The 26,099-nt window shown below is 49.8% G+C and carries 24 protein-coding genes, 1 tRNA gene and 3 pseudogenes; 3 read left to right on the top strand and 25 right to left on the bottom strand.

The window, feature by feature from the left end; all coding sequences use genetic code 11:
- Positions 1 to 42: 42 nt before the first annotated feature.
- From QU660_RS03590 to QU660_RS03565, 6 genes are all read right to left on the bottom strand, one after another.
- Complete coding sequence (locus QU660_RS03590; protein WP_304946967.1) at positions 43 to 684, bottom strand: DUF6518 family protein; 642 nt, start codon at positions 682 to 684, stop codon at positions 43 to 45.
- 70 nt (positions 685 to 754) lie between these two features.
- Positions 755 to 1,294 (bottom strand): Fic family protein, encoded by a 540-nt coding sequence (locus tag QU660_RS03585; protein WP_304946966.1) that lies wholly within the window; start codon positions 1,292 to 1,294, stop codon positions 755 to 757.
- Between the two features lie 388 nt (positions 1,295 to 1,682).
- A complete protein-coding gene (locus QU660_RS03580; protein WP_330693238.1) occupies positions 1,683 to 2,294 on the bottom strand; it encodes a hypothetical protein in 612 nt (203 codons plus the stop codon).
- 21 nt (positions 2,295 to 2,315) lie between these two features.
- Positions 2,316 to 2,720, bottom strand: coding sequence for a thioredoxin family protein (locus QU660_RS03575; protein WP_304946965.1), 405 nt, complete (start codon positions 2,718 to 2,720; stop codon positions 2,316 to 2,318).
- Positions 2,721 to 2,756: 36 nt separating this feature from the next.
- Complete coding sequence (locus QU660_RS03570; RefSeq protein WP_304946964.1) at positions 2,757 to 3,767, bottom strand: permease; 1,011 nt, start codon at positions 3,765 to 3,767, stop codon at positions 2,757 to 2,759.
- Positions 3,768 to 3,858: 91 nt separating this feature from the next.
- Positions 3,859 to 4,173 (bottom strand): ArsR/SmtB family transcription factor, encoded by a 315-nt coding sequence (locus QU660_RS03565; RefSeq protein WP_304946963.1) that lies wholly within the window; start codon positions 4,171 to 4,173, stop codon positions 3,859 to 3,861.
- A gap of 187 nt (positions 4,174 to 4,360) precedes the next feature.
- Here QU660_RS03565 and QU660_RS09890 point away from each other — a divergent pair.
- A pseudogene (locus QU660_RS09890) lies at positions 4,361 to 5,147 on the top strand (transposase).
- Positions 5,148 to 5,182: 35 nt separating this feature from the next.
- Here QU660_RS09890 and QU660_RS03560 read toward each other — a convergent pair.
- The 14 genes and pseudogenes from QU660_RS03560 to mgtE all read right to left on the bottom strand — a co-directional run bounded on the left by QU660_RS03560 (position 5,183) and on the right by mgtE (position 19,626).
- Entirely contained in the window at positions 5,183 to 5,572 is a 390-nt protein-coding gene (locus QU660_RS03560; RefSeq protein ID WP_304946962.1) for a hypothetical protein, read from the bottom strand.
- Between the two features lie 69 nt (positions 5,573 to 5,641).
- Positions 5,642 to 6,169 (bottom strand): Fic family protein, encoded by a 528-nt coding sequence (locus QU660_RS09770; RefSeq protein WP_334306933.1) that lies wholly within the window; start codon positions 6,167 to 6,169, stop codon positions 5,642 to 5,644.
- Positions 6,108 to 6,602: a Fic family protein gene (locus tag QU660_RS09765; RefSeq protein ID WP_330693236.1), complete on the bottom strand. Its 495-nt coding sequence runs from the start codon at positions 6,600 to 6,602 to the stop codon at positions 6,108 to 6,110. The genes QU660_RS09770 and QU660_RS09765 overlap by 62 nt, the downstream gene beginning before the upstream one ends.
- 318 nt (positions 6,603 to 6,920) lie before the next feature.
- On the bottom strand, positions 6,921 to 8,024 hold the full coding sequence (locus QU660_RS03550; protein WP_304946961.1) for a hypothetical protein: 1,104 nt from the start codon (positions 8,022 to 8,024) through the stop codon (positions 6,921 to 6,923).
- A gap of 263 nt (positions 8,025 to 8,287) precedes the next feature.
- Positions 8,288 to 8,785: pseudogene (locus QU660_RS03545) on the bottom strand (transposase); the annotation flags it as partial.
- 197 nt (positions 8,786 to 8,982) lie between these two features.
- Positions 8,983 to 10,032, bottom strand: coding sequence for a GNAT family N-acetyltransferase (locus tag QU660_RS03540; RefSeq protein WP_304946960.1), 1,050 nt, complete (start codon positions 10,030 to 10,032; stop codon positions 8,983 to 8,985).
- A 48-nt stretch (positions 10,033 to 10,080) separates the two neighbouring features.
- The gene (locus tag QU660_RS03535) at positions 10,081 to 10,938 is read right to left on the bottom strand and encodes a hypothetical protein (RefSeq protein WP_304946959.1); all 858 of its coding nucleotides are present in this window, start codon (positions 10,936 to 10,938) and stop codon (positions 10,081 to 10,083) included.
- A 470-nt stretch (positions 10,939 to 11,408) separates the two neighbouring features.
- The gene (locus QU660_RS03530; protein ID WP_304946958.1) at positions 11,409 to 12,173 is read right to left on the bottom strand and encodes a CPBP family intramembrane glutamic endopeptidase; all 765 of its coding nucleotides are present in this window, start codon (positions 12,171 to 12,173) and stop codon (positions 11,409 to 11,411) included.
- A gap of 320 nt (positions 12,174 to 12,493) precedes the next feature.
- Entirely contained in the window at positions 12,494 to 13,690 is a 1,197-nt protein-coding gene (gene rlmD / locus QU660_RS03525) for a 23S rRNA (uracil(1939)-C(5))-methyltransferase RlmD (RefSeq protein ID WP_304946957.1), read from the bottom strand.
- A 31-nt stretch (positions 13,691 to 13,721) separates the two neighbouring features.
- Entirely contained in the window at positions 13,722 to 15,527 is a 1,806-nt protein-coding gene (locus tag QU660_RS03520) for an aminopeptidase P family protein (protein ID WP_304946956.1), read from the bottom strand.
- 29 nt (positions 15,528 to 15,556) lie between these two features.
- Positions 15,557 to 16,339, bottom strand: coding sequence for a Cof-type HAD-IIB family hydrolase (locus tag QU660_RS03515; protein WP_304946955.1), 783 nt, complete (start codon positions 16,337 to 16,339; stop codon positions 15,557 to 15,559).
- Between the two features lie 170 nt (positions 16,340 to 16,509).
- Positions 16,510 to 16,584 (bottom strand) — tRNA-Pro (locus QU660_RS03510).
- A gap of 75 nt (positions 16,585 to 16,659) precedes the next feature.
- Positions 16,660 to 17,778 (bottom strand): CAP domain-containing protein, encoded by a 1,119-nt coding sequence (locus QU660_RS03505; protein ID WP_304946954.1) that lies wholly within the window; start codon positions 17,776 to 17,778, stop codon positions 16,660 to 16,662.
- Positions 17,779 to 18,231: 453 nt separating this feature from the next.
- A complete protein-coding gene (mgtE, locus tag QU660_RS03500) occupies positions 18,232 to 19,626 on the bottom strand; it encodes a magnesium transporter (RefSeq protein WP_304946953.1) in 1,395 nt (464 codons plus the stop codon).
- Between the two features lie 402 nt (positions 19,627 to 20,028).
- Between mgtE and QU660_RS03495 the strand changes: the two genes are divergently transcribed.
- On the top strand, positions 20,029 to 20,919 hold the full coding sequence (locus QU660_RS03495; protein WP_304946952.1) for a YitT family protein: 891 nt from the start codon (positions 20,029 to 20,031) through the stop codon (positions 20,917 to 20,919).
- 127 nt (positions 20,920 to 21,046) lie between these two features.
- On the opposite strand, the pseudogene QU660_RS03490 reads toward QU660_RS03495, so the two are convergent.
- The 3 genes and pseudogenes from QU660_RS03490 to QU660_RS03480 form a co-directional block, all read right to left on the bottom strand.
- Positions 21,047 to 21,148: pseudogene (locus QU660_RS03490) on the bottom strand (IS200/IS605 family transposase); the annotation flags it as partial.
- Positions 21,149 to 21,259: 111 nt separating this feature from the next.
- Positions 21,260 to 21,961 (bottom strand): GTP pyrophosphokinase, encoded by a 702-nt coding sequence (locus QU660_RS03485; RefSeq protein ID WP_304947219.1) that lies wholly within the window; start codon positions 21,959 to 21,961, stop codon positions 21,260 to 21,262.
- On the bottom strand, positions 21,961 to 22,788 hold the full coding sequence (locus QU660_RS03480; protein WP_330693235.1) for an Mrp/NBP35 family ATP-binding protein: 828 nt from the start codon (positions 22,786 to 22,788) through the stop codon (positions 21,961 to 21,963). Before QU660_RS03480 ends, QU660_RS03485 begins: the two co-directional genes overlap by 1 nt.
- 192 nt (positions 22,789 to 22,980) lie before the next feature.
- Between QU660_RS03480 and QU660_RS03475 the strand changes: the two genes are divergently transcribed.
- Positions 22,981 to 24,207, top strand: coding sequence for an FprA family A-type flavoprotein (locus tag QU660_RS03475; protein WP_304946951.1), 1,227 nt, complete (start codon positions 22,981 to 22,983; stop codon positions 24,205 to 24,207).
- Here the strand turns inward: QU660_RS03475 and QU660_RS03470 are convergent.
- Both QU660_RS03470 and rpoD read right to left on the bottom strand, forming a co-directional pair.
- Entirely contained in the window at positions 24,129 to 24,833 is a 705-nt protein-coding gene (locus QU660_RS03470; protein ID WP_304946950.1) for an epoxyqueuosine reductase QueH, read from the bottom strand. The two genes, QU660_RS03475 and QU660_RS03470, sit on opposite strands and share 79 nt — an antisense overlap.
- On the bottom strand, positions 24,830 to 26,074 hold the full coding sequence (rpoD, locus tag QU660_RS03465) for an RNA polymerase sigma factor RpoD (RefSeq protein WP_330693234.1): 1,245 nt from the start codon (positions 26,072 to 26,074) through the stop codon (positions 24,830 to 24,832). The genes QU660_RS03470 and rpoD overlap by 4 nt, the downstream gene beginning before the upstream one ends.
- Between the last annotated feature and the right edge of the window lie 25 nt (positions 26,075 to 26,099).

Raw genomic sequence — 26,099 nt, 5'->3', positions numbered from 1 at the left:
GGTGTTTTTCAGCCCGATAAACTGGGCGTTGATGATTTATTTTTACCCAAAATATGGCATAACTGATTGAAACAAAAAAGCAATTACAATTGATAATCCTAAAACAACAGCAAATTCTTTTGGCTTTCTATATAAGATAATTATACCTAGTATCCATGTGATCACTTCCATAAGGCTATACATATAAAAACCTTGTGATGGGCTAAGGCTAAAAGCCTGAGCTAATAATATCCCAATAATGATGCTCGAAATGAAAATTGCAATAGGTCCTTTTCCTTTTGCATACCAACATATGTATGCCATAAAAAATGATGCAAATGACATTACTATCCATATCATCATATAAGTTCTTGGCAGGAATCCCAAAACAAAACTACTAAACAAATAATAGCCTGACAACATACTTATAAAAAACGTAAACGTATTAATTGAAGCTCTTAAAGGTGATTTCGAATAAACAGAAATTATCATACCCAACAAAATCCATAATGCCAACCTACCAAAGTAATTACTAATATCAAGTTGTTGAAAAATCATTGGTAAGTAGTTACTAGCTGTACCGTCAATCCACTTCTGAAACACACCAAGTGCAAAGCCAAATAATACAAATCCTGCAGTTGCCAATATCTGTTTTGACGTATCACCCTTTTGTGGCATTCTTATTTTTTCAAGGAATGCTATCATTCTCTATTCCTCCACAAATTCAAAGTTATCAGAGCCCGATAAACCCTTGACCTCCTCTTATATTTCTATTTCAGATGGCAGCATCCGATCGGACATAGTGCGTTTTTCTTCCTGCGCCCAATCGTGTAAGGGTTCCATCCTCGACCAGTTTTTTTAGGGCTGATTCCACGGAGGAGCTTCCGAGACTCGGACAGGCCATCATCGCTTCCTGCTTCGTAAATGTTCCGATTTTATTCAGAACAAATTCCTTTACGATATCATAAGATGTGCTTCTGCCCCCGCCTTTTTCCGCAATAGTCACTCGCGCCTCAAATTCCCTGTAGCAGGCGAGTATAACACCCAGCATATATTTTATAAAAGGCTTCGGATCATTCTTTTCTTCATGCCACAGTTTGTCGGCATCCGCCAAGGCCTTGTGATACGACTCTTTTGTATCCGCAATGGCCTTTTCGATACTGATATACTGTCCGACCATATATCCGCTGCGATAAAGTAGGAGCAGCGTAAGAAGTCTGCTCATTCTTCCGTTTCCGTCATTAAATGGATGAATGCAGAGAAAATCCAGTATAAAACACGGAATCAGTATGAGTGGATGAGTGAGCTCCTTCACAAGAGTTTCCTGATAACTCTAACAGATATTCGTTACGGCATCAGGCGTTTCATAGGGTTCCAGTGATTTACTCCCAATCATATCAACGATTTGGGAGAAAACCAATTACTTTGGGAGCCTTTTTACCCGACAAACGAAAAAAAAGACACTCGATCATCGCCGAGCGCCTTTCCTATCTGTATACCTCTTATACATCCGCATCAATTTCCAAACCGGATTCGAATTCAACCGTCAGTTTTTCATCATAGACTGTCATCTTCTCAATGAGCTGTCTGGCAAGCGTTTTCGAGTATTCGGTAATCGCTTCTGTCTGTTCCTACAGCAAAAGGGGTATGAATCATGCACTTTCATTTACTCAGCCATATAGGTCAAAACATAATGCATCCCTTCAGGCACAGCGAAAGTGACATTCTCTGTATGCATACTTCCCTGAAGACCATCCTGCAAAGCGGTCTGATGGAAATGTGCCAACCCGATTCCAAGATCCAGACACTTGATCTTGACCATAAAGTGTGCTGTACGGTACCGACACATTTGAAACACCACGCAGGAACTTGACGATGGGTACAAAGGCAATCAGGATGATCAGATCGTTCGTGGCTACCTGCACCACCGTATAAGCCGGATTTCCTTTTGTCAGAGTGCTCCAGACAAAGACCATCACCGTACAGGGAGCCGCACCGAGAAGGACAGCTCCAGCCAGATATTCCGTTGCAAGCTCCGGCTCGATAAATGCCTTGAAGATGATGAATAGGAATAGATACGCAATCCCATACATGCTAAACGGCTTAATTAGCCAGTTGACGATCCATGTGACAAAGAGCCCCTTCGGATTTTTACCGACCTGCTTGATGCTTTGAAAGTCCACCTTCATCATCATGGGATAAATCATCACCCCAAATGAAGATGGCAATCGGGATAGAAATTCCGTCAATTTCCAGCTTTCCAAGCGTTTTCGGGACAACAGGAATGAACCGCCCGCCAGAACACCGACCACCATGCACAGGAATACCCCTCCATATCAGAATCCTAACTTGCCGAACAGCTTGATGACCTCCGCAGCTTTCAGAACTTTGCCCATCGATACGACCTGCTCATTCACGACCAATGCAGGCATACTCATTACTCCATAGGCCATGACCTTCTCCATGTCGGTGATGTATTCCACCTCAACCGACAGGCCAAGTTCTTCGACGGCTTTCTTTGCATTCTCATACTGCTCGTGGCAGCTCTTGCAGCCTTCTCCTAAAACCTTGATGCAACGGATGCCATCTACAGCCTCTCCACAGCAGCTGTTTTCGTTGCTCTTTTCAGCAGAATTTCCACCGCAGCAACAAGCCTCCGCTTCGTAAACCTCAGTATTCCCGTTGCAGGCGCAGGTCGGTTCGGTTTTGACTTCCTCTTTTTTCTTTCCAAACAGTGCCATAATGATTTCCTTTCCGGAGCAATGCTCCTATGTGATTTATATGAACAGGCCTTGTGCAAGATTAAAGCCATATCCAACAATGGTGATTCCCAGCGTGCAGATCACGATGAAGATTCCCAGCAGCTTTGGCTTGACGGCTTTCCGAAGCATAATCATTGACGGGAGGGAAAGCGTGGTAACCGCCATCATAAAAGACAGAACCGTGCCGAGCAACGCACCTTTTCCAAGCAAGGCTTCTGCTACCGGGATCGTCCCGAAAATATCCGCATACATCGGAACTCCTATCAGCGTTGCGAGAATCACCCCAAACGGATTTTTACTACCAAGCACCGTTTCGATCCAGCTTTCCGGTATCCAGTTATGGATGAGTGCGCCAATGCCCACGCCAAGCAGTATATAGGTAAAAACCTTCTTAAATGTTTCCATGACCTGATCTTTGGAGAAGATGAGACGGTCTTCCTGTGTCAGGTCAGGAGCTGTGATGTCCACGCTGCCCGCCTTCAGCGCACTCTTTACGACATCCTCCAGCTCATTTTCCAGATGAAGTTTCTCTATGATCGTACCGCCAATCACAGCGATAATGAGTCCGACAATCACATACACGATAGCGATTTTCGCACCGAAGATACTCATCAGCAGAACAAGGCTTCCGAGATCGACCATTGGAGATGAAATCAGGAATGAAAACGTCACTCCCAGCGGCAGTCCCGCGCTGGTGAAGCCAATGAAAATAGGAATGGACGAGCATGAACAGAATGGCGTTACGGTGCCAAGCAACGCCGCCACAGTGTTCGCTCCGATGCCGTGGAATCTGCCCATGATTTTCTTGCTTCTCTCCGGCGGGAAATAGCTCTGGATATAGCTGATGATAAAGATCAGCACGCAAAGCAGAACAGTGATCTTTATCACATCATAGAGGAAGAACTGTATGCTGCCGCCAATGCGAGCAGTCGTATCCAGACCCAGTGATGTAAGTAGGCTGTGTATCAACGACTCAAGCCACTTCATTCTCAGTATCTGATTTTGAATGAAATCTCCTATGCCCATAAGTTTTACATCTCCTTTAGTTTGATATATTCAAAAGTATCGAAGTGTTATGCCTTTATATAGGCAATCCCGAAGGACTGCCTATTAAGTCTTACTTCTTGCAACCGCAGCTGATTTCCGGATTATTCTCACAGTCGCACCGCGCATAAGCTGCGATCATCTCCCGGAAGGACTGCACGCCCTCCGCGGAAATTGAGTAATGCATCCATTTGCCTTCTTTGTAGTAGTCCACAAGTCCGCTGTCCGCAAGTATCTTCATATGATGGGAAAGCGTGGACTGCGTGATATTAAGCTCCTCCAACAGGTCACAGCCGCACTTCTCACCATGCCGGAGTGCTATCATAATAGCCAGACGGTTTTCATCCGTCAGCGCTTTTATCCTTTTGACATCTTCTCTGTAGCCCATGACTCCACCTCCCAAGAGATGTTCTAAGTGTGTCATATACATTCACACTTGTCAATATATAAATGTGTATTCATGGAAAATTTACAAAAGGGATGATTGTAAGATGAACCAAGACAATAAAAAAGAGCCGATGACGAACTCGTGGTATGATGAAGCTACCACACAGCACCACACCGGGAGGTTCGCCATGGCTCAGAAAGAGTATAACACAAATCGAAAATATCGCCACCTGACACGCGAAAAGTGCGCACAGATTGAAGTACTGCTGCAATGAAAGCTCCCAAAAAGTCGCATTGCGCGCGAAGTCGGGATTGCAAGGGTTAGGACGGAATCCGGAACCATACACGCGCTACTTTGGAGATTCGGGACAGCGCGTCTACGAACATCGAAGACGAAATAGTCATTGCCCCATAAAGCTTCCGAAAGCCAAGAAATTCGTGTCTTTTGCGGTAAAGCAGATACTGACAAAGCATCCGGCACCTGATACGATTTGCGGTCTTGCCGGAGAAAAGGGCTGTTTCATTGAGCGTGGATTGTTAAAGGCTCGAAATATCGGTCTCACGCTAAAGGTCAGACGTAAACAACACCGTAAGGGACATCCGCAGCAGTAATTAATCAGCGGGAAGAATTTGGGCATTGGGAGATTGATACCGTGGTCGGTCGAAAGGAGTCACAATCCGTTTTGTTGACGATATCCGGTAGAAGCACACAGGCGGTTGAGCAAGGTTTAAAAACGCTCCGAGAGCTATACGGGGAACGATTCAGCCAAGTTTTTCGCTCCATCACAATTCCCACGATACCCATATACTATGCTCATCCATACTCCGCCTACGAACGCGGACTAAACGAAAAGCAGAACTCATTGATTCGCCGGTTCTTGCCAGGACTGGATCAATCAGCTCCCCCGAAAATCCTTTCACTACAGTTTGCCGGAGGAATTATTTCAGACTGTCCTACTTGATCTTGCAATCTAGTTTCAAACTTTCCGCCTCTGCAAGCTGGAAGTTGTTTATAACCCTAAAATGTAGAATCCGTTATATCTTCTTGACTTAATCAACCATTCTATCAATACTTCATAATCTACCGGTTTTTCTCTACGAAGTCTTTCTATAATAGAATCTATTAAAGCTGGTGCATAGTAGTTGATTCCGTATATATCTACCGTTCCGCATTTCAAATTGTTATATATACCACAATCAAAAATACTACTGTATTCTTTGTAAAATACATTTTCGTCATCTATATACAAAGAATCATCTTGCCAGTTATTTATACTATCAACTGCAACCAATTTATCTGTGGCAGTTCCACTTGATAACTTACAAAATTGTATTTCAACGAATGCAGAACCACCATAGTTCCTTCGTTCCTCCCGAGAATTAAAAATGTGAAATAACACCGTATCACCTCTACAACTTCAAAGTTATCAGAGCCCGATAAACCCTTGACTGCCTCTTATATTTCTATTTCAGATTGCAGCATCCGATCGGACATAGTGTGTTTTTCTTCCTGCTCCCAATCGTGTAAGGGTTCCATCCTCGACCAGTTTTTTTAGGGCTGATTCCACGGAGGAGCTTCCGAGACTCGGACAGGCCATCATCGCTTCCTGCTTCGTAAATGTACCGATTTTATTCAGAACAAATTCCTTTACGATATCATAAGATGTGCTTCTGCCCCCGCTTTTTTCCGCAATAGTCACTCGCGCCTCATATTCCCTGTAGCAGGCAAGTATAACACCCAGCATATATTTTATAAAAGGCTTCGGATCATTCTTTTCTTCATGCCACAGTTTGTCGGCATCCGCCAAGGCCTTGTAATACGACTCTTTCGTATCCGCAATGGCCTTTTCGATACTGATATACTGTCCTACCATATATCCGCTGCGATAAAGCAGGAGCAGCATAAGAAGTCTGCTCATTCTTCCGTTTCCGTCATTAAATGGATGAATGCAGAGAAAATCCAGTGTAAAACACGGAATCAGTATCTTTCTTTCCATTGCCAAGAACCATGTCTATTTCATTTGGCGCAGTTTTAAAGCTCCCGCCATATGATAGATTTGTAAACCGCAGCAAATCCCTATGCATCTGCAGGATGTAGTTAGGTCTTACCGGTATGGCATTATAATCTTCATGCACCAAAGCTAAAACATTCCGATAGCCGAGAATTTCCTCTTCATCACGATTTCTTGGCGTGGTCTTATCGTCCATAAGCTGTTTTAACCTTGGATTGGTTGTTACAATCCCTTCAATACGGTTAGAGCTTTCCGTATTCTGTATCCTGGCTATCTCAATAAGGCGTTTAAGCTCCCTCGGCTTTTGCCTTGTAAATAATTCCTGCTTGCCTTTATATTCCTGTATCTGTGAGACATATGACAGTATTCCATTATCCCATGTTCTATCTTTTAATATGGAATAATCAAATTTTCTCATTGTCTTTTGTCTTTTCTTTTCTCCCAATCGCTTTTATTTGCTCCCAATTATATCAACGTTTTGGGAGAAATCAATTGCTTTGGGAGCCTTTTTACCCGACAAACGAGAAAAAGACACACGATCATCGCCGAGTGCCAGATAGTGTCAATACACAGGAAATCCTATTTACAGAGATTTCTTCACACACTCCCCTTCAGGGCAAAAAAAGATCCCGAACCTTTACTCCCCTTCAGGGCAAAAAAAAGATCCCGAACCTTTTCTGGTGCGAGATCTCAGTAAAAGCATATTCAGTTTTCTTCCGACAAACTGGGATTTTTTTTATTCTCCCGTCGCTTCACGGTATTCATCTGTACCTACATCACTCCAGGCATGTCTGCCTGCCATGATGACTTTGCCACTGGCGTATTCATATGCGTACATCTCCATGATCTGCGGATCTGAATCTCCCTCCTTATCCGTTGCTGACTGATAGAGTACATACAGTGCACATTTCCCATTCGTGGATTCGCGATTATACAGGATATAGGTATACGCCTCCGAATCTGATGAAATCACGAACTCCGGCGTCCCTTTCGCGGTATATGTGACATTCGCCTCATCTACATCTGCATCACCAACTGTACGTGCTACAGCCAGCAGGCCGTTAATAATCTGCAGCTCTCCTTCATCAGGATATTCATCTGCCCGTTCAGCATCAGCTGATCCATATTCTGTTTCCTCATTTCCAGAGTTTTTTTCCTGCTCATCCCGCCAGTCAGGCCTGCCATCCGGATAATAGCTATATGAAGCCAGCACTTTACCGTCGTCTGCCATATCCAATTTCACACTCTCCCACAGGTCATCATAATTCTGATCGACAGACAACGTTACCACATCTCCTACCCAGGAGATCTCATATGCACCCCTTGCAATGGCAGCAAAGCCGTCATCCGGGAACAGGGTGGCATCAAGCTCCCTGATGAATATCGGTGAAGTTCGTTCATAAAGTCGGATATTGCCGAGGAGCAGAAATGTAGACTCTCCCGCGACCAGCGAATACTGCTGATCCGGTGAATCGAATTCGTGCCAGGTCGTAACTGCATGACGTCCCAACCAGATCAGACTCCCCAACAGCAGTCCGGAGATAACCCCGATCCAGCCGCAGACCAGCAATGCTTTTACCGACTTCCGTACCGTTTTGCACCATTTACGAATCAAAAAGGAAACTGCACCGACACAGAGAAGACTTAGCAGGATGAACAGAAAATCATCCAGATTCAGTCTGACTGACCTTATCAGAACGACCTGCCCGGTCACCCGCTCTGCAATGAACAGGCATAAACAGAAGACACCCCACCCGGTCAGCAGATATCCAAAAATTCTCCTTCTTACATTCATGATTGCTCTTAATATAAATTCGATTTTTATGTTTCTTATTTTCATTGCTGATTTTGCTCTAAAATGCGGTTGATCCCACTTTCCAGCTGCTCCCTGTTCGGCAGGTAAAGCTGATATCGGCTGACAAATAACTGATCTGAGTGTGTGAAGAAATCTCTGTAAATAGGATTTCCTGTGATAGGATTTATGTCTGAGGGCTTACAAAAAGCAGCGTTATCGACCTTCAGACGGTTGCTTTTTTATAACGGATACAGGTTGACATGTCTACAGCGGACGGAGAAATCCGCCCGTCTCGGCTGTTTATCGTGTCATTCGGGAAGCCGGTCTTCGTACATGATCGACAGCTCGCCGTAAACCTGCCCCCAGTTCCGGATTGTCATACTCCATTTTTTCGTAGCTTCAAAGGTGTCCGGATACAGGGCCTTCAGAAGAGCCTGGGCACTGGGGAAAACGCTTCTCTGACGATTCAGCTTGCGGTATGCGGCGTTCAGACTCTCGATCGCGTTCGTCATGTAGATGACGGTTCTCACATTTGCGGAAAACTTGAAGATCGGAGTGATGACATCCCAGTCGTGTTCCCAGCGTTTCATAGCGTTCGGATATTTCTCTGACCACTTCTCTGTGATCCGGTCCCGGTTGGCGCACCCCTGTTCCTCGTTGGGAGCATTATAGATCGTTTTAAGGTCATTGGCGAAGGCCTTGCGGTCTTTGTCTGACACGTATTTTAACGTGTTCCGGACCTGGTGGACGATGCAGCGCTGATATTCTGTCTTCGGGAAAGCCGTCTGGATCGCCTCGCGGATCCCATTGTGCTATAGCATGCAGGTATAATTGTTGAAATGATGATTGTCTTTTCATACTGCATCGTCCGTAAATTGCCTGCGATCCTTTGCTTAGTTGTTTTACATGCTGCGGAGAGCAGAGCAGTCATTTTGCGTGTGTCCTGAGATCCGCAATGTATGACAAAGTTCTTCATTATCCTTCGTATCTGTTTGTTACTCATTTATTTGTTAGCTCCTTTCGAATGTGTATACGGAGCGACCCTTGACATCAATACTACCGTCTCCACATGCTCCGTCAACGGAAAATTGTCAATCGGCACAATGCGCTTCGGCTTCACCTTGCAGGCGCTCTCAAGGAAGCGCTCGGTGCTGCCGCTTTGCGGCGGGTCCATGATGACTGCATCGAGTTTCTCTCCGTTCTCTGCGTCACGCAGCAAAAAATCGCTCGCATCGTCCGCAAAGAAACGTATGTTCTCGATAGAAGCCGGAAACGAACAGGACTCGGAACAGAGCTGCGCTTTCACCCGCTCCGTTGACAAAGGGAAGCAATCCGCTATCCAATCCTTCTCTGCTTCATGCACCGCAAAGCGCGCAAACAATCGGTGAGCTCCGATGTGATCCCAGTGAACATGCGTGGTGAGCACAGTGAGCGGCAGCCCTGTCAGGCTGTCCACGATAGCTCTGAGATCGGAAATACCAAGTCCCGTGTCAATCAGCACAGCCTCCGTCTCCCCGCAGAGCAGATAGCAGTGCGGCTCTTCCGGATGCCGGTATTCACTGATGACAAAGGTCTGCGGGTCGATGCACGCAACGTGAAACCAGGCGTTCCGATCCAGCTGATAGACCTCACAGCCGTCTCGCTGCTTGCGGTAGGAGAAGCCGAACTTTTCCGCGATATGTTTTGTCACGGCTTGTGCCGGGCTACACTCGAGTACCGCTGACTTTCCTTCGGCATAGGCCTTTTCAATCAGTTGTTTTGTCAGCTTGCCCGCGTATCCCCTGCCCCAAAAAGCTCTTCTCAGTACCCATCCGATTTCTTTGCTCTGTTCGTCATAGTCATGGTAAATCACATAGCCGACAAAATCACGATTCGCCGTTTCAACGGCATAAATGAGCGGCGACAGAGCCAAGCCCGCGGATTGCAAGAAAGCTTCCGTCTGCGGAAACGAATAGGGAGGCTCTATATAGCGCATCACTTCTTCGTCCGAAAGCAGCTCATATAAGGCTTGCAGATCATCTTTCTTGAAGTGTCGAATATTTAGCGTGTCCATCGTTTCCTCCGAACGACTGTATCAGCCTGTAAAAACACCTATCATTCGTCAGGTCAAATGCATAAGATAGCAACGGTAATTTCCGACACAGTGAAATCCGCATTCTTTCGCGGCCTCCTCATAAACTTCATCACAAAAGAAGGTCATCACGTTTCCACCGCTGCGCTTCGCATCCCACAAAGCCGCGTTCAACAAATTTTTCAGCATTTGCGGGTCGTATTCACGCCGATTCATATCCACACCGAAAATCTCATACCACGCATCCCCCGCAACAGTATAGTAAACGGCGCCGCGCGGTTCACCGTCTTTTTCTTCCAGGAAAATACTCCAGTTCTCAAGCTTTTCATAGATGCGCGCCGCATTCCAATACATGTTTTCTTCAAACTGACTGTGCAACAGTCGAAAACGCGTGTAATTTTCTTTCCCGATTTTCAGAACTTCCCGGTTGTCAACCGCGGGTGTGAGGTTCTCAAGATAGGCGGTGTTGTTGTATGCATCCTCGATACAAGTAAAACCTTGGCGCTCAAGATAATTGATCGCAGACTGATTCTCAGCCGGAAAGCCAAGAAATAAATCATAGCCTTTAAACTTGTCTTTGGTGTAGACCAGAAACTCGGAAAGCGCCCCTTCGGTCTCCGTATTCGTTAAAAACAGCAAAGTAGAAAGATAACGGTCATTCGGAAGCCAATACATGAGAATGAAACCCTGAACCCTTCCTTCCGATTCAAAGAGCAACATCTGCTCCTCTTCGCACGCAAACGCCTTTCTGGCCCGTTCCAGAAACATGTCCTTCGTCTTAATGCCGTCGCAGTAGGTCGGGTATCCGGACTTTGTTAAGTCGCTTGCCAGTTCATATGCAAAATCGGCATACCGTTCAAAATCGGTTTCGGAACATCTTCTTAGCAAAAGAACCCCCGTTTCAGTCACGTTTTGACTTCAATATCGAAATTGAAATCCGTCATTTACGGTTCTTAATCATAACGTTAGGAATTTCGCTACACCTCAATCATATAGCTTCCTGTCGTAAAAGTCGATACCACTGCCCTTTTCATAAGAGCGACAAAAAGACCTCCCGCCATACTCTCTTTCAAGAGGCGGGAGGCCTTTTGTTTCAACGCTTCTGTATGCTCACGACTTCTTTTTCAGCAGCGCCACGCACTCCAGATGGCTCGATTCTCTTATGAACAACCTATTCAACACCTACTGTACAATGGAATGGTGGAACACCAATTTTCACCTTAAAATGGGTATATCGAACCGTTACGAGTGTTGAGTTGCCCTATTGCCCGTATCGGCAAATAGGGTAAATGCCTATTACCTAAATTTCAATTTTCAGTGCAATCCAACTGACGGATTAAAATGAAATTTGCCGCTCTTTAAAGAACTGACACATCAGTTGCTTTTTTATTTTGCTCTCTAATCGAAAGAACAGTTGCCATTACTATAATAATTATCTTGCAAGCATAAGCTATATTTTGATTACCACCTACTGCTAATTGCGAGAAAACATTTATTAACGAATGTGTCATCACACATATCCACAAACTGTTTGTCTTTATAAATAATGCGGATAAAACAAAGCAATTAGTCAACAATCCAAGCAAAAATCCAAACGCCTGTACCTGTGGCAATGTTCCTTCAATGTAGAAATAAGAGAAATGCCATATTCCCCATAAAACAAAAGTAATTAAGGTTGAACTAATATAACTATTGTGTTCCATCATAATTGGTTGAAAAACATATCTCCACCCTACTTCTTCAATCCCACCAAAAAGTATTGCTTTAAGAAATAAGATAATCGGAATATACCACGCATTCAACGCTAATTTTCCATCAAATTCAACATAGCAAAAATCCAAAAACAAGAATACAATAACAAATAAATAACTGCTGATGTTTTGCTTTATAGCGAAAAAATCCTTTAATATTTTTTTCGCACTGTACTTTTTGTATCTAAGTGCAATAATAGTTCCCCATAGAGCAGCTGAAACTCCACCTATTCCAATAGCAACCATTCCCATTGGCATTGTATAGTCTACATCCATACCCAAATTCCGCAATATAAAAAATATAATACATATCATCCATATTTGCCCTAAGGTTCCTAATAAATAAAGAAAGATTGCCTTTTTTCTACTCATAAATTTTCTCCTAAATTCAAATTTGTCTATTCCATTAAATTCCATTAAATTATGATTTGTTATTGTTCACTAAATCAGAATTTTATCTCTCTACTGTGGATTCAGATATGTAATCGGATTCTGTGCCGACTGGTTTAACTTCAGTCCGGCTATCGACTTCCCAATGTAGAATGATTCATTCTCATCAAGCGGAAGCCCCTGTTCATATCCCTCGTCCACGAAGAATAATCTATTTTCCTCCCAAAACGTAGAAAATCCGAGGATCTAGATTTACTTCCAAATCCTCGGAAAAGCCTTATATTTCAATCATTTTTACACTATCAGTTATGTACTTTGGTCAACAGAACCACGCTCTCAACATGCTCCGTCAGCGGAAAGTTATCGATCGGCACAAGGCGCTCGCAGTGGTAGTTCCAGCGCTTTAAGAGCTGCAAGTCCCGCGCGAGGGTCTCCGGATTGCAGGAGACATAGACAATGCGCTTCGGCTTCACCTTGCAGGCGCTCTCAAGGAAGCGCTCGGTGCTGCCGCTTCGCGGCGGGTCCATGATGACTGCATCGAGTTTCTCACCGCTCTCTGCGACACGCAGCAAAAAATCGCTCGCATCGTCCGCAAAGAAACGTATGTTCTCGATGCCGTTCCGCTTCGCGTTCGCAATCGCATCCCGCACGGCCGCCTTGTTGAGCTCAACGCCAATCACCTGTCCCGCGCTGCGGGAAGCCGCCATGCCTATGGTTCCTACACCGCAGTAGGCATCCAGTACCGTGTCGTTCGGCGTAAGCTTAGCAAACGAGAGCGCAGTCTCGTAGAGCTTCTCCGTCATCTTCGCATTCACCTGATAAAAGGAGGCAGGAGATAGGCGAAACGTAAGCCCCATGAGTTCATCTTCAATATAACCCTTGCCATAGAGGACCTTATCGCGCTCGCCGAGCACCATGCTCGTCTTCTGGGGGTTGATGTTCTGGATCACGGTCGTAATCTCGGGACACTGCTTTCTGAGGGCGGTGACAAAGTTCTTGCTGCCCGGGAAGATGGGTGTACCGGTCACGATCACCACCATGATTTGTCCGGTCGCCTCGGAGGTACGAACCAGAACATGGCGGAGCGTACCGATTCTAAGATCCTCGTCGTAGGCCTTCAGGCGGAAGGAAACCGCCAAGTCGCGGATGATGTGAATGATGCGGTCCGCCGTTCGATTCTGGATGCGGCAGTGGTCAATCGGAACAACCCTGTGGCTGTCACGCTCGTACACACCGACCACGAGCTTCTTATTCTGAAAACCGAAGCTCGCCGTCACCTTGTTCCGGTAGTGCAGCGGCTCGGGCGCCGCCACAATGGGCTCGACCTTACAGAACTTGCCGAGCAGTTTCTCTGCCTCTCTCTGCTTTTTGCGAAGCTGTTCCTCATAGGGCAGAGCGCTGTAAGAACAGCCGCCGCAGCGCTTCTCATGGGGACAGCGCGCTGTGTCGGAGACAGCGCGAAGCGGCGCAGCTGGTTTCGCTGCGCCGCTTTTTTTCAAAAGCGCCTTCTTTTCTAGATTACTGTGCCGCTCAGTGCTTTTTCTCGCGGCGGATTTTTCTTGTCTCATGAATGAGCCATTCTCTCTCTTCTTCCGGAAGCAGCGGCGCAATGGTCTTGCGAACGCGCTTCTGATACTTGTTAAAGCGGCGGATATCGTCCTTCGACATGACACTGAGATCCAGAGCGTCCGGATCGAGCGGTGCCCAGGTCAGGTTCTCGAAGCAGTTGAATCCCTCATGTTCCGTATCCTTCACGCAAATCAGCATGTTCTCGATGCGGATGCCGTAAGCGCCGTCAATGTAGACACCCGGCTCGTCACTCGTCACCATGCCCGGCTGGAAGGTAACCTCTCTTCTGCGGTCCGGATGCGGCCACGGGCGAACCGAGACCGGAAGCTCGTGGACATTGTTCACGAAGCCGACGCCGTGGCCGGTACCGTGACCGTAGTCTCTTCCGAACTTCCACATTGCCTGACGCGCATAGGTATCAAGCAGCGGAGCGGTCGCATAGTACGGGAATACCGCAAACATGAGATTCAGCATGCCGATGACAGCAAGCGTGTAGTCGCGGCTCTGCTCCAGCGTGATATCGCCGAGCGCAAGCGTTCTCGTGACATCCGTCGTGCCGTCCAGATAGTGTGCGCCGGAGTCCACAAGGAAGAGTCCCTCGGGCTTTACGACATCACTCTGCTCCTTAGAGGGCATGTAGTGTGCCATAGCCGCATTTGCCTGGTAAGCCGGAATAGTCGAGAAGCTAAGGGTCACATACTTCGGATCCGCTGCGCGGAACGAATTCAGCTTCTCGCCGAGATCGTACTCGGTGTAAGTATCCGCCTTGCCCTCCTTGATGGTCTTCTTGAGCCAGTAGAGGAAGCGGGTCAGATGCACACCGTCACGCACATGGCAATCGCGGAAGCCCTTGAGCTCGGTATCGTTCTTGATGATCTTCATCAGGGAGATCGGGCTCAGCTCGTCCACAATCGTGTTCTTGTCAACGACCGCATTGTAAACCGCGAAGTTCAGGTCACGGAGATCGGTCAAGACGCGCTCGTCCTTCAATTTGCCGACAGCCGCGATAAAGTCGTCGTAGGAGCCGACCGCAATGCCCTGCTCCTCCAGATGCTTCTTTGCCTCATCGGTAAGTGCGTTCTCCTGGCAGAAGAGCTTTGCGGAGCGGGCCTTCACCATGAGATAAGACAGGAAGACCGGGTTGCAGGAGATGTCTGCGCCGTGCAGGTTCGTGACCCAGGAAATCTCATCCAGTCTGCCGGTCAGGAAGACGGAAGCGTCGAGCTTCTTCATCTCCGCCTGCACGCGATCGATCTTGCTCTTTGCCTCCTCGCCCGCGTACTTGATATCATGCACCCAGATCGGCTCATGGCTTCTCTCCGGGCGATCCTTCCAGATATCATCGACAAGGTCGATGTCGGTAATCAGCTTGCCCTTCTTCTTCGCGACAAACTCCTTCAGCTCCTTGCCCGTATTCGTTCCGAGCAGCGGCGCATAGAATGCAAGGGTGCCGCCCTCCGGGAAATGATTCTCCAAGTATTCGACAATGGTCGGCGTACCGGGAACGCCTGCCTTCATCAGCTCAACGCCGCTGTCCTTCAGCTCGATGTTCGCCTGCACGAAGAAACGGCTGTCCGTCCAGAGGAATGCCTCTTTCTCCAGCACCACCAGGGTGCAGGAATCTCCCGTGAACCCACTGATTTTGCGAACGCTCTGATCTCTGGCACTGATTTCCTCACTGCCGTGTGCATCGGAATACGGCTGATAATAAACCGTGATTCCACGCTTCTTCATCGCCTCGCGAAGCTGCTTCAGTTCTTCTCTCATATCGGCCTCCTTGTGATTTTCCTGCGCACTCACACCAGCTGAAAGTGTCTGCAGGCATTCCAAATACCATCTTGATCGATCGGGCTTGTGATGTAATCCGCAATCTCCTTGAGTTCCTCCTTGGCATTGCCCATCGCAATGCCGACCCCCGCTTCTTCCAGCATTTCGCTGTCGTTGTAGGAGTCGCCGAAGGCATAGACATCGCTCATCTCCAAGCCGTAATACGCGCAGAGTTTCTTTAGCCCCTCTGCCTTGCTGATGCCTTTTTCAATGATGTCGGCGCCGTAGTTCACGGAGAACATGCGGAGCTGCAGCTCCGGAAAGGCCTGCTCCATGGCTTTTGCCTCTTCCTCCGTGCCGATAAAGTTGACTGTGCGGATATCCCGGGTAAGGAGTGCTCTCGCATCCTTAAACTGCCGTCCGCACTGCCCCCAGCGCTTCATCTCCGCCTCGCGGATGCGCTCCGGGTTCAGGTAATAGTCCTCATCCTCTATGGTCACGCCGAAGCCTATGCCGGTCCGCTCCGCATAGTCCATCATCCGCTTCAGGAGACCGCGGTCGATGTAGTGCTCAAACAGCACTTTATCACCGACAACGACCTTTGCGCCGTTCTGCTCGACGCGCGCCGCGGCGTTGACCAAGTCAAGATACGGCCTGGAATAATGGGTCGACATATCCCGCCCGGTCGCAAGCACGATGATGTGCCCTCGCTCTCTGAGCGCCCGAAGCGCGCGCTCGGCGCTCTCGGGTATGCTTAGCGTCTGATGATCGTAGAGTGTCTTGTCAAAGTCAAAGGCTATCAGCTTTTTCATAGAAAATAATCCTTTATCGCGCTGACACATGTGCAATTATACCATGTGTTCTTACAAAAAAACAGAGCGGCATCCACACGATTAGCTATTGCAAATAAAGATAACGGTGCAGATGCTGTGACCGTGTAACAAAAAAACAGGAGATTTCGCAATCTCCTGTTTCATTCAAATCGGGGCGACAGGATTTGAACCTGCGACCTCACGGCCCCCAGCCGTGCGCTCTAGCCAAACTGAGCCACGCCCCGCAGCACGGCTTTCATTATAGCCAGAGCGAGCTCAAAAAGCAAGGGCTTTTTCTTAGGGGGCCGATGAAACAAAACTTAAGGCTGAAGCACCGAATAGCCCGTCACCTCATAGTAACCGGCCGGATCCGCATCCTGACCGAACCAGACATGCGCATACTTGCCGTCGATACCGACACCCATGGTCTTTAAATCCGACCACATGCCCTGCGTCGTCATGACAGCATTGTGGCCCGGAGAGCCCTTCCATGAGTCAAGCGCCACTTCGGGCGTCATAGTGAGGCTATACCAAGCGGAAATCTCAAAGCCGCTGCCCGGATAGGAGGTAAGCTCGCTCGGCTTGCTCCACATATAGGCTGCGTAATTATGGTCGGAGGTATAGACGACCGGCGTCCAACTGCCGTAGGAAGACCAGCTGTGCAGGTTGCCCTGTATGCCTCTTACATCCACCTGGTTTTCCGGCGTGTGCGCATTGGAATCCGCCACGTGGGTTCTCGCAACCGTGGTTAAAGACTTCGAGAGCGAAAGCTTCGGAAGACCGAGACTCTCACGGTAGGCGTTAATGCCGTAGTAGAGCTTTGCTTCCTTCTCACTGAGACCCATGGCCATCAGCGCGGAGATGACTCTGCCCTCCTCACCGGAAAGCTGCGTTCCCGCTGCGCCTGCCGTAGTCGCGCTGTTGCCGGCATTGCCCGTGTTCGAAGCATCGCCGCCGTTTCCCGCATTCGCAGCATTGCCGCCGTTTCCGCTCGTTCCGACATTGCCGGTATTCGCGCTGTTTCCCGTCGCTACGCCGCCGCCGTAGGAAAGACCGGAACCGCCGCCGCTTCTTCTCTTTCCGGCCGCGCTGCTCTTACTCACGTGGAGAGAAGCTCTCTTTCCCTCCATCCACTTTCCCGTCTCGTCAACATAGTAGCCGTCGGGCGTCACGGTGCTGACCAGCATAGCGCCGTCGGCACCGACATAGTAATTTCCGATCCAGCGGCTCTCGGCCATGTAGCCGATGCCGTCAAAGTAGTACCATTTATTGTTGATGAGTTTCCATGTCGCGGTCGGATAGGAGCCGTTCGCCTCCTCATACCACCAGCCCTTGTCATTGCGCTTCCACTGCGCCGTTGCCGCCATCGACGGAATCACGAGGCAAGCCGAGATTGCCGCAATCGATGCGGCACACACAAACTTCCGTAGCAATTTCATAAGCACCCCCAAATAGAAAACTGTGGTTTCAATACCCTTAACGCTTACTTTACCATTCTTCTCACAAAGGGTTCAAGCCTTTTGCGCGCTTTCCCGATTCATTTCGGATAGTACCTGTATTGCTCCAGACGCGGACCGTATAACAGATTCAGTTTTCGATTTTATTCCGCTTCTGTTATCGTTTTTCATCCTTTGTCCAAGCCGGTGAAAAAGGCTAAGTGGGAAAAAGAATCAGTGACGCTGTTTAAAGGAAGATGTATACAAAGAAGATAGTGTCCCCGCAACGATTGATTCTACCGGCGTTGCGGGGTGTTTCACCAACTCTTTTTGTCCTATAACTCTGATTCTATCGGCGTTGTGGGAGCACCGCCTTTTTTTCCATGACTCGCGAGAAGCGAAGCGAAATGAAAAAGAGCCGCTTCCTCTCGGACAGAGGTTGCGACTCTTTGTGATTTACAGGTGAATGAATTCGATGAGCAAAAGCCACGCCAGTCCGTAGTAGGTCACAACGCCGACCAAGTCGGTGATGGTTGTAATCAGGGGACCGGAAGCTGCTGCCGGGTCGATGTGGATGTGCTTGAAGAAAATCGGAACCGCGGTACCGACCAAGCTCGAAATCAACATCGCGACAACGAGCGATACACCGATGCAGCCCGAGATTGCGAAGGAATAGTGCAGCGGCATGCCCTTGAACACGGTGACATAGAGACCTACGCCGACAAAGGCGAGGAGACCCAGGATGATACCGTTCAAAGTACCGACATTGACTTCCTTGGTGAGAAGCTTTAGCTTCTGCTTCGGCGTGAGCTGATCGTCCATGAGGGCACGAATCGTGACCGCAAGGGACTGGGTACCTACGTTACCTGCCATGTCGAGGATCAGGGACTGGAAGGCCATGACAATCGTGAGCTGTGCGACAACGCCCTCAAAGAGGCCTACCACGCTCGAGACGACCATGCCGAGGCCGAGGAGCAGTATCAGCCAGGGGAGACGCTTCTTGATACTCATGCGGAGCGGCTCGTTCAAATCCTCCTCGGCAGAGAGACCTGCCAACTTCGCATAGTCCTCTCCCATCTCATCGCCGACCACTTCCGCAATTTCCTGCGAGGTGATGGCACCGAGTATGCGGTTGTCCGAAGAAAGAACCGGAATACTCTCCTCGGAATAATCGCGGATAATCCAGAGGCAGTCCTCGATGCGCTCATCGGCGTAAACATAGGGGAACTGCGTCATGATAATGTCAGAGAGCTCGGTGTCTCTGCGGGCTATGATTAAGTCCTTTAAATTGATGGCACCGTAAAAGACGCCCTGCGGATCCAAAACATAGATCACCGAGATATTGTCGTGCTCCTCCGCCTGCTCGACGAGGGATTTCATGCCCTCCCGCACGGTCATATTGCTGTACAGCCAGACAAAGTTCGTCGTCATGCGGCTTGCGATCAAATCCTCGTCGAAGGAAGCAAGGCTCTGCAACTTGCTCCGGGACTCCGGATCCATGAGTTCAAGCCACTCCTTCTTCTTTACGGAATCGCTCTCCTTCATCAAGTCAACGGCAACGTCCGGCTCCATTCTGGTCAGGACACTCGCCGCACGATGCAGGCTCATCTCTCCCAGATACTTATCGGCGTAATCACTGTGCTCTAACACTTCCGCGAGCGCTTCATCGCTCTGCAAACGATAAAAACGTTCTCTCTCTTCTAAGGTAATCTCATCCAGCGCTGCGGCCAGATCGCTCGCATGGTATTCATCGAGCTCATCTCGCATAATCTTCGGGGACTTTCTTCCGCGGAGAATCTCCAGAATTTCCTGCTGGAGCTCTTCACGGGTCTTCATGCCCTTTTCTCCCATACTCTCTCCTCTCTCTTCACCTGAACCGACAAGGCGGTTCGCCGACGGGTTGCGCACTGACAGCTAAACCGGAGGCGCGGCGAACAGGAGAGAGCGGCACAAAGCCTCTCCCTACTTTCGGAAGTCCAAAAGGTTCCCGGGCTGCCTGTGAGAGCAAATCCCGTGAAACACCCTGTTCGCAGCGGTTCTACTTCGCCCTCCACCATCACTGTCACTCATCCCGGTCACCTCCTTCTTCTATGTAAATGTATATCTCTAAAACTATAACATTCCGCCTTTTTGATTTCAAGGAAAAGCTGTGTTCAAAAAAGACAGTTTTGTCCGGAAAAAGCCACTTCCGCTGTATCTTTAACGTAGTTCTTATGTTATGATGCCTACATGATAAACAAGGGGGGCGTCACTATGGAACTCGACAAAAAACATTCGGAACATAAGGCTCTGCTCTCGCAGCTTCTCGGTGCCACCGTCGGCGCACTGATTTATGCGGCTGCGACCAACTGGTTTATTGTTCCTGCCAAGCTCTACTCCGGCGGTCTCTTCGGTGTGTGCCAGCTGATACGTACCGGTCTGGTCTCACTCTTACACCTCAACACCGGAAGTTTTGATATCGCCGGTATTATTTACTACTGCGTCAACTTCCCGGTGCTCTTGATCTCGATGCGCGCCATCGGCAAAAAATTCTTTTGGAAAACGCTGTTCACGACCACGCTGATTTCGTTCTTCCTCTCCGTGATTCCCGTGGTACACGTGATGGATGATATGCTCTCCACCTGCATTGTCGGCGGTCTGGTCTCCGGCTTCGGCCTCGGTATTATGCTTCGAAACGGCGCATCCGCGGGCGGCATGGATGTCATTGCGCTGTTGCTCATCAAGTGGAAAAAGGATTTCAGCGTCGCAAAGGTCGGTATCGGCGTCAACGTTGTGCTCTACGGCATCTGCCTCTTCCTCTTCAACGCGCAGACCGTCATCTATTCTCTGATTTGCACGGCTGTCTGCACGGTCGCCGAAGACAGAATGCACACCCAGAATATCAACGTTCTGGTCACGATTATCACAAAGAGCAAGGACAACTCGCTCGAAGCCGCGATTCTGAAGCAGCTCGGCCGCGGTGTCACGACCTGGGGCGCGCACGGCGCTTACACGAACGAAGAGACCCGCGTTCTTTTCTGCGCGGTCTCAAAGTACGAGGTTCGACAGCTGAAGTCTGTCATCTACGCAATCGATCCGCAGGCCTTTGTCGTCATCAACGAGAAGGTCAGCATTGAGGGACACTTTGTAAAGCGTCTCGCGTAAGTTGTTCGGAAACACAAAAGCGAGTCATGCCAATGCATGACTCGCTTTTCTATGCGTCAGGTTTACTCTTTAAGGGCTAAGTGGAAAAAAGAGTTGTCGGTGCTGTTTCCTGCATTTCCGATTCCCTCCGATATTGATTGTAGGTTATTATTCGTCTATACTTCGGCGTAAAGACGATATGGTACTTGCACAGCCATTTGGTATGTGCAGCACTATTAGCCTTTGGCATGTCTCCACCCGCATAACGGGTGGGTTTTTGCTTTGCAACGCAAGAAAGAGCCGTGCCGACGCACAGCTCTTTCTCTTTACTTCATCATAATCGCCTTGCCACGCTTTTCTCTCACCCCGCGGCGCTCTTCTGCTCGAGGCGGCGGCGTATCGCAAGCATCTTCTCGTCGGTATCCGCGATGATATCCGCGCAGGCGCGAAGTTCCTCCGAGATTTCCTCGGCATCGGGAATTTCTTTCTTGTACTTGAGCTCGTGGTCCAGGCTCGCCCAGAAATCCATCGCGATTGTGCGTATCTGTATTTCCACCCGGATAAAGCTCTTCTGTTCGGAGAAATAGACCGGGACCTCCGCAATGATGTGGTAGGAGCGGTAACCGTTGTCCTTCGGGTTCTTGATGTAATCCTTGATCTGAAGAACGCGCACATCATCCTGGCGCATCATCATGCCCGCAATCGCGTAGATATCGTCCACGAAAGAGCAAATCACGCGGACACCCGCAATGTCGTCCAGATTGTCCTGCATGGCCGCTAAGGTCAGCGGATAGCCCTTGCGCTTCAATTTTTCGACGATGCTACGCGGCTGTTTGACCCGCGACTTGATCATCTCGATGGGATTTCTTTGATTTCGCACCGAGAGCTCATCGTTTAATACTTCCAGCTTGGTCTTAACTTCCCGAATGGCACAACTGTACATCATCATGGCATCCTGAAACTGCTGTGCCCATGCGACCATGCTCTCCGGCACCTGGAATTCACCCGGGGCACGAAGTATGGATTGCTCAAGCTCGCTGTTCGGATTGCCGCCTCTTGTCATCACTCCGCCTTCTTATCTCCCGTCACTGCGGCAACCGCTTCGTCAAGCCACGGCGCCGTGAGGGTCTCAACCTTACCCGCATCGACCGCTGCGGCGATTGCGGAATCGATCGGTGCCTTCGCAAGCACCTTGAGTCCGTGACCGTCCGCAACTTCATCGATGTGGCTCTCACCGAAGACCGCATGGGACTTCCCGCAGTCCGGGCAATTGTAGTAACTCAGATTTTCGACGAGACCGAGAATCGGAACATCCATCTGGTTCGCCATGTTGACGGCCTTTTCAACGATCATCGACACCAGTTCCTGCGGGCTGGTAACAACGACAATGCCCTCGACCGGCAGCGACTGGAATACCGTGAGCGGAACATCGCCGGTGCCCGGCGGCATGTCGACAAAGAGATAATCGACATCTCCCCAGTAGACATCGGACCAGAACTGCTTCACCACGCTCGCAATCATGGGGCCGCGCCAGATCAGCGGCTCCGTGTCATCGTCGAGCAGCAAATTCGAGCTCACAATCTTGATGCCGCTCTCGGTCTCCGCCGGCACCATGAGATTTTCGCGGGAATGAAGACTCTGCCCGTCCACACCGAAAGCCTTCGGAATCGAGGGCCCGGTGATATCCGCATCCAGAATGCCGACGCGGTACCCCGCCGCACTGACGCGGGAGGCGAGCAGGCTTGTGACGAGCGACTTTCCGACGCCGCCCTTGCCGCTCATAATCGCAATGACGTGGCAGATGTTGCTGTTTTCGTTGCTCGGAACCTGAAAATTCGGCTTCGGCGGCTCCGGCATACCGCCGTGATTACAGTTACATGCTTCAGACATAAGTCACCTCTTAGGAGCCTTAGCTCCGCTTTATTTCCTAGATTTAAGACGAGTTCAGTCTACAACATTCCAAAGCAATCCGCAAGCAGTGGCAAGCCTGCCCTCCTTTGTGGTATACTGTCCGCGAAGAAGTTCCAGATGATTTTGCGGCGCAATACTTAGTCACTGCAAACTGTCAGAAAAGGAGAAGTTATGCATCAGGCAATTCAGATGAGCGATACGCTCTGGTATCTCGGATCCAGCGACCGTAGACTCGCTAAGTTTGAGAACTGCCATCCGGTTCCGCTCGGCATTTCCTACAATTCTTACTTGGTTACGGACGAGAAGACCGTCCTGCTCGATACCGTGGATCACGCAATCTGCGGGGTGTTCCTCGAAAACATCAAGGCTGTGCTGAACGGCCGTCCGCTCGACTACATCATCGTGAATCACATGGAGCCGGATCACTGCGCTACGCTTGCCGAAGTGCTGCTCCGTTACCCGGAGGCTACGGTTGTGGGTAGCGCAAAGACCCACGCGATGATCAAGCAGTTCTTCGGAGAGCTCAACCTGCAGGGTAAGGTCATGCAGGTCAAGGAGAACGATACGCTCTCGACCGGTCACCACAACTTCCGCTTCATCCTGGCTCCCATGGTGCACTGGCCGGAAGTTACCGTCACCTATGACGAGACCGATAAGATTCTCTTCTCCGCGGATGCATTCGGCACCTTCGGTGCACTCTCCGGCAACCTCTATGCGGATCAGCTTAATTTCGGCGACTTTGAGCTCTCCGAGATGCGCCGCTACTACTCGAACATCGTCGGCAAATACGGCACGCAGGTGCAGGCGCTCTTAAATAAAGCTGCGGGCCTCGACATTCAGATGATTTGCCCCTTGCACGGCCCGGTGTGGCGCGTCGCAAATAAGATTCAGTGGATCATTGAGAAGTACTCCCGCTGGGCAACTTACCGCCCCGAGGACAACGAAGTGGTTATCTTCTATGCTTCGATTTACGGCGGCACCGAAAATGCCGCGGAAGTGCTTGCAAACGCCCTCGGCGAGCGGAAGATCAAGAACATCAAAATGTACGATGTCTCCGTGACCGATGTCTCCTACCTGGTCTCCGAGGCTTTCCGCGCGAGCCACCTGGTCTTTGCCTCCGCGACCTACAACAACGAAATCTTCCCCTACATGGAGGGACTGCTTCGCGAGCTTGCGGCTCACAATTTGCAGAACCGCTCGATTGCACTCGTGGAGAACGGCTCCTGGGCGCCGGTGTCCGGCAAGAAGATGAGCGAACTCTTCTCTTCGATGAAGAACATGAACTTCCTGCAGGACACGGTCACTTTAAAGTCCCGCGGTCACGAGGAACAGCGCTTACAGCTGCTCGCGCTTGCGGATACGCTCGCGGAGTCCGTCTTTGCCTCCGAGCACCGCTGAGCTTCTCTCCGCTCCGCATCCCGCTTCGAGTAGGAGCAACCGCAGTAATCCTGGCGGTACAGTCCGTGCTCTTTCGAGAGCTCGGTCGAGCGGAGAAACCCGTTTTTCTTTTTAAAATCAGAGGGCAGGAAGGCAACCCCTTCCTCCGCCGCAATGCGCTCCCCGATGGCATTCAGTCGGGGGGCGCTTTTCATCGGGGAAATGGTGAGACTGGTCGTAAAATAGTCAAAACCGCCCGCCTTGGCAGCCTTTGCGCTCTCGCGGAGGCGGAGTTCAAAGCAAATACCGCAGCGCTCGCCGCCCTCGGGGTCCGTTTCGTGACCTCGCACCGCTTCGTGAAAGCGCTCCGGATTATACTCCCCCTCTAGAAAGCCCACCGGCCGCGGCAAATTCATTTCCCGGAGTAAGCGCTGCTCCTCCTCGGCGCGCCGGTGGTATTCCTCCGGGTCATCGATGTTCGGGTTACAGAAAAAGACAGTCACATCAAAGTGCGGTGTCAAGCTCTCCAGACAAAAGGAAGAGCAGGGCGCACAGCAGACGTGAAGAAGAAGCTTCGGGACAAGTCCCGAAGCTTCGTTTTTTCGGACCAAGAGGTCCTGTTCTCTCTGGTAATTTCTCTGATTCATAAAAAGTCTCGAATTCTCTTGGATCTCACCGGGTTTCTGAGCTTCCTGAGCGCCTTTGCCTCAATCTGGCGTATGCGCTCTCTGGTCACCTTGAACTCTCTGCCGACCTCCTCAAGCGTGCGCGGATGGCCGTCCTCAAGGCCGAAGCGCAGCACGATGACCTGGCGCTCTCTCTCCTTTAAGTCGCCGAGCAGTGCGTCGATGTGCTCGCGCAGCATGACGGACTCCACATTGTCCTCCGGGGTCAGCACATTGTTGTCCGCGACAAAGTCGCCGAGGTTCGAATCGTCCTCCTCACCGATCGGCGTCTCGAGCGAAGCGGGCTCTCTTGCAATCTGCATAATCTCCATGACCTTCTCCTCGGTCATATCGAGGGCCTTTGCGAGTTCCGCGACACTCGGCTCGTAGCCGAGCTCCAGCGTCAGCTTGCGCTGCATCTTGCTCATCTTGTTGATGGTCTCGACCATGTGCACCGGCACGCGTATGGTTCTCGCCTGATCTGCGAGCGCGCGCGTCACGGACTGGCGTATCCACCAAGTCGCATAGGTCGAGAGCTTAAATCCCTTCTCGGGATCGAACTTCTCGACACCCTTGATGAGACCCAAATTGCCCTCCTGCACGAGGTCCAGAAAGCTCATGCCGCGTCCCGTGTAGCGCTTCGCGATGCTGACCACGAGGCGGAGGTTCGCCTCAATCAGCTTCTTCTTCGCCTTTTCATCGCCCGCCTGCTTTCTTCGCGCGAGCTCCATCTCTTCTTCCGCGGTGAGCAGCGGAACGGTGCCGATTTCCTTTAAATACATGCGGACCGGGTCTTCCGTGCCGACGCCTTCCAGAAGATCCACCGGGTTCAGATTGATCTCTTCTCCCTCGATTTTCTCGCCGTTCTCATCCTCATTGTCGAGGTCGTCGTCGAGATCCAGATCAAGTCCCAGCAGGACATCACCCCCCTTGTCCGCCTTTTCCAAATCTTCCGGCGGCTCTTCCTCACGGTGATGCTGTACCTCGATGTTGTTGGCCTCGAGATAGTTGTAGATATGTTCTATGCCCTCGGGACTCAGCTGGTAATCCTGAAAATAGTCATTGATTTCATCGACATCCAGCTTGGAATCCTTGTTCTTGGCCTGCTCGACCAGCTGCAGCAATCCCTGCATGAGCTCCTGCTCGCGAATTTCACGCTTTTCGGTCTCCGCCTTCTTGCCGCCCTTTGCGCTCTTCTTTTCCGTTCTCTTCTCTTCTGCCATTTGGATTCATCCTCCTGTTCTTGCT

Origin of the sequence: Stomatobaculum sp. F0698, assembly GCF_030644385.1 — a bacterium.
GTDB lineage: Bacteria > Bacillota > Clostridia > Lachnospirales > Lachnospiraceae > Moryella.
This window is presented reverse-complemented; position numbering and strand designations above follow the sequence as displayed.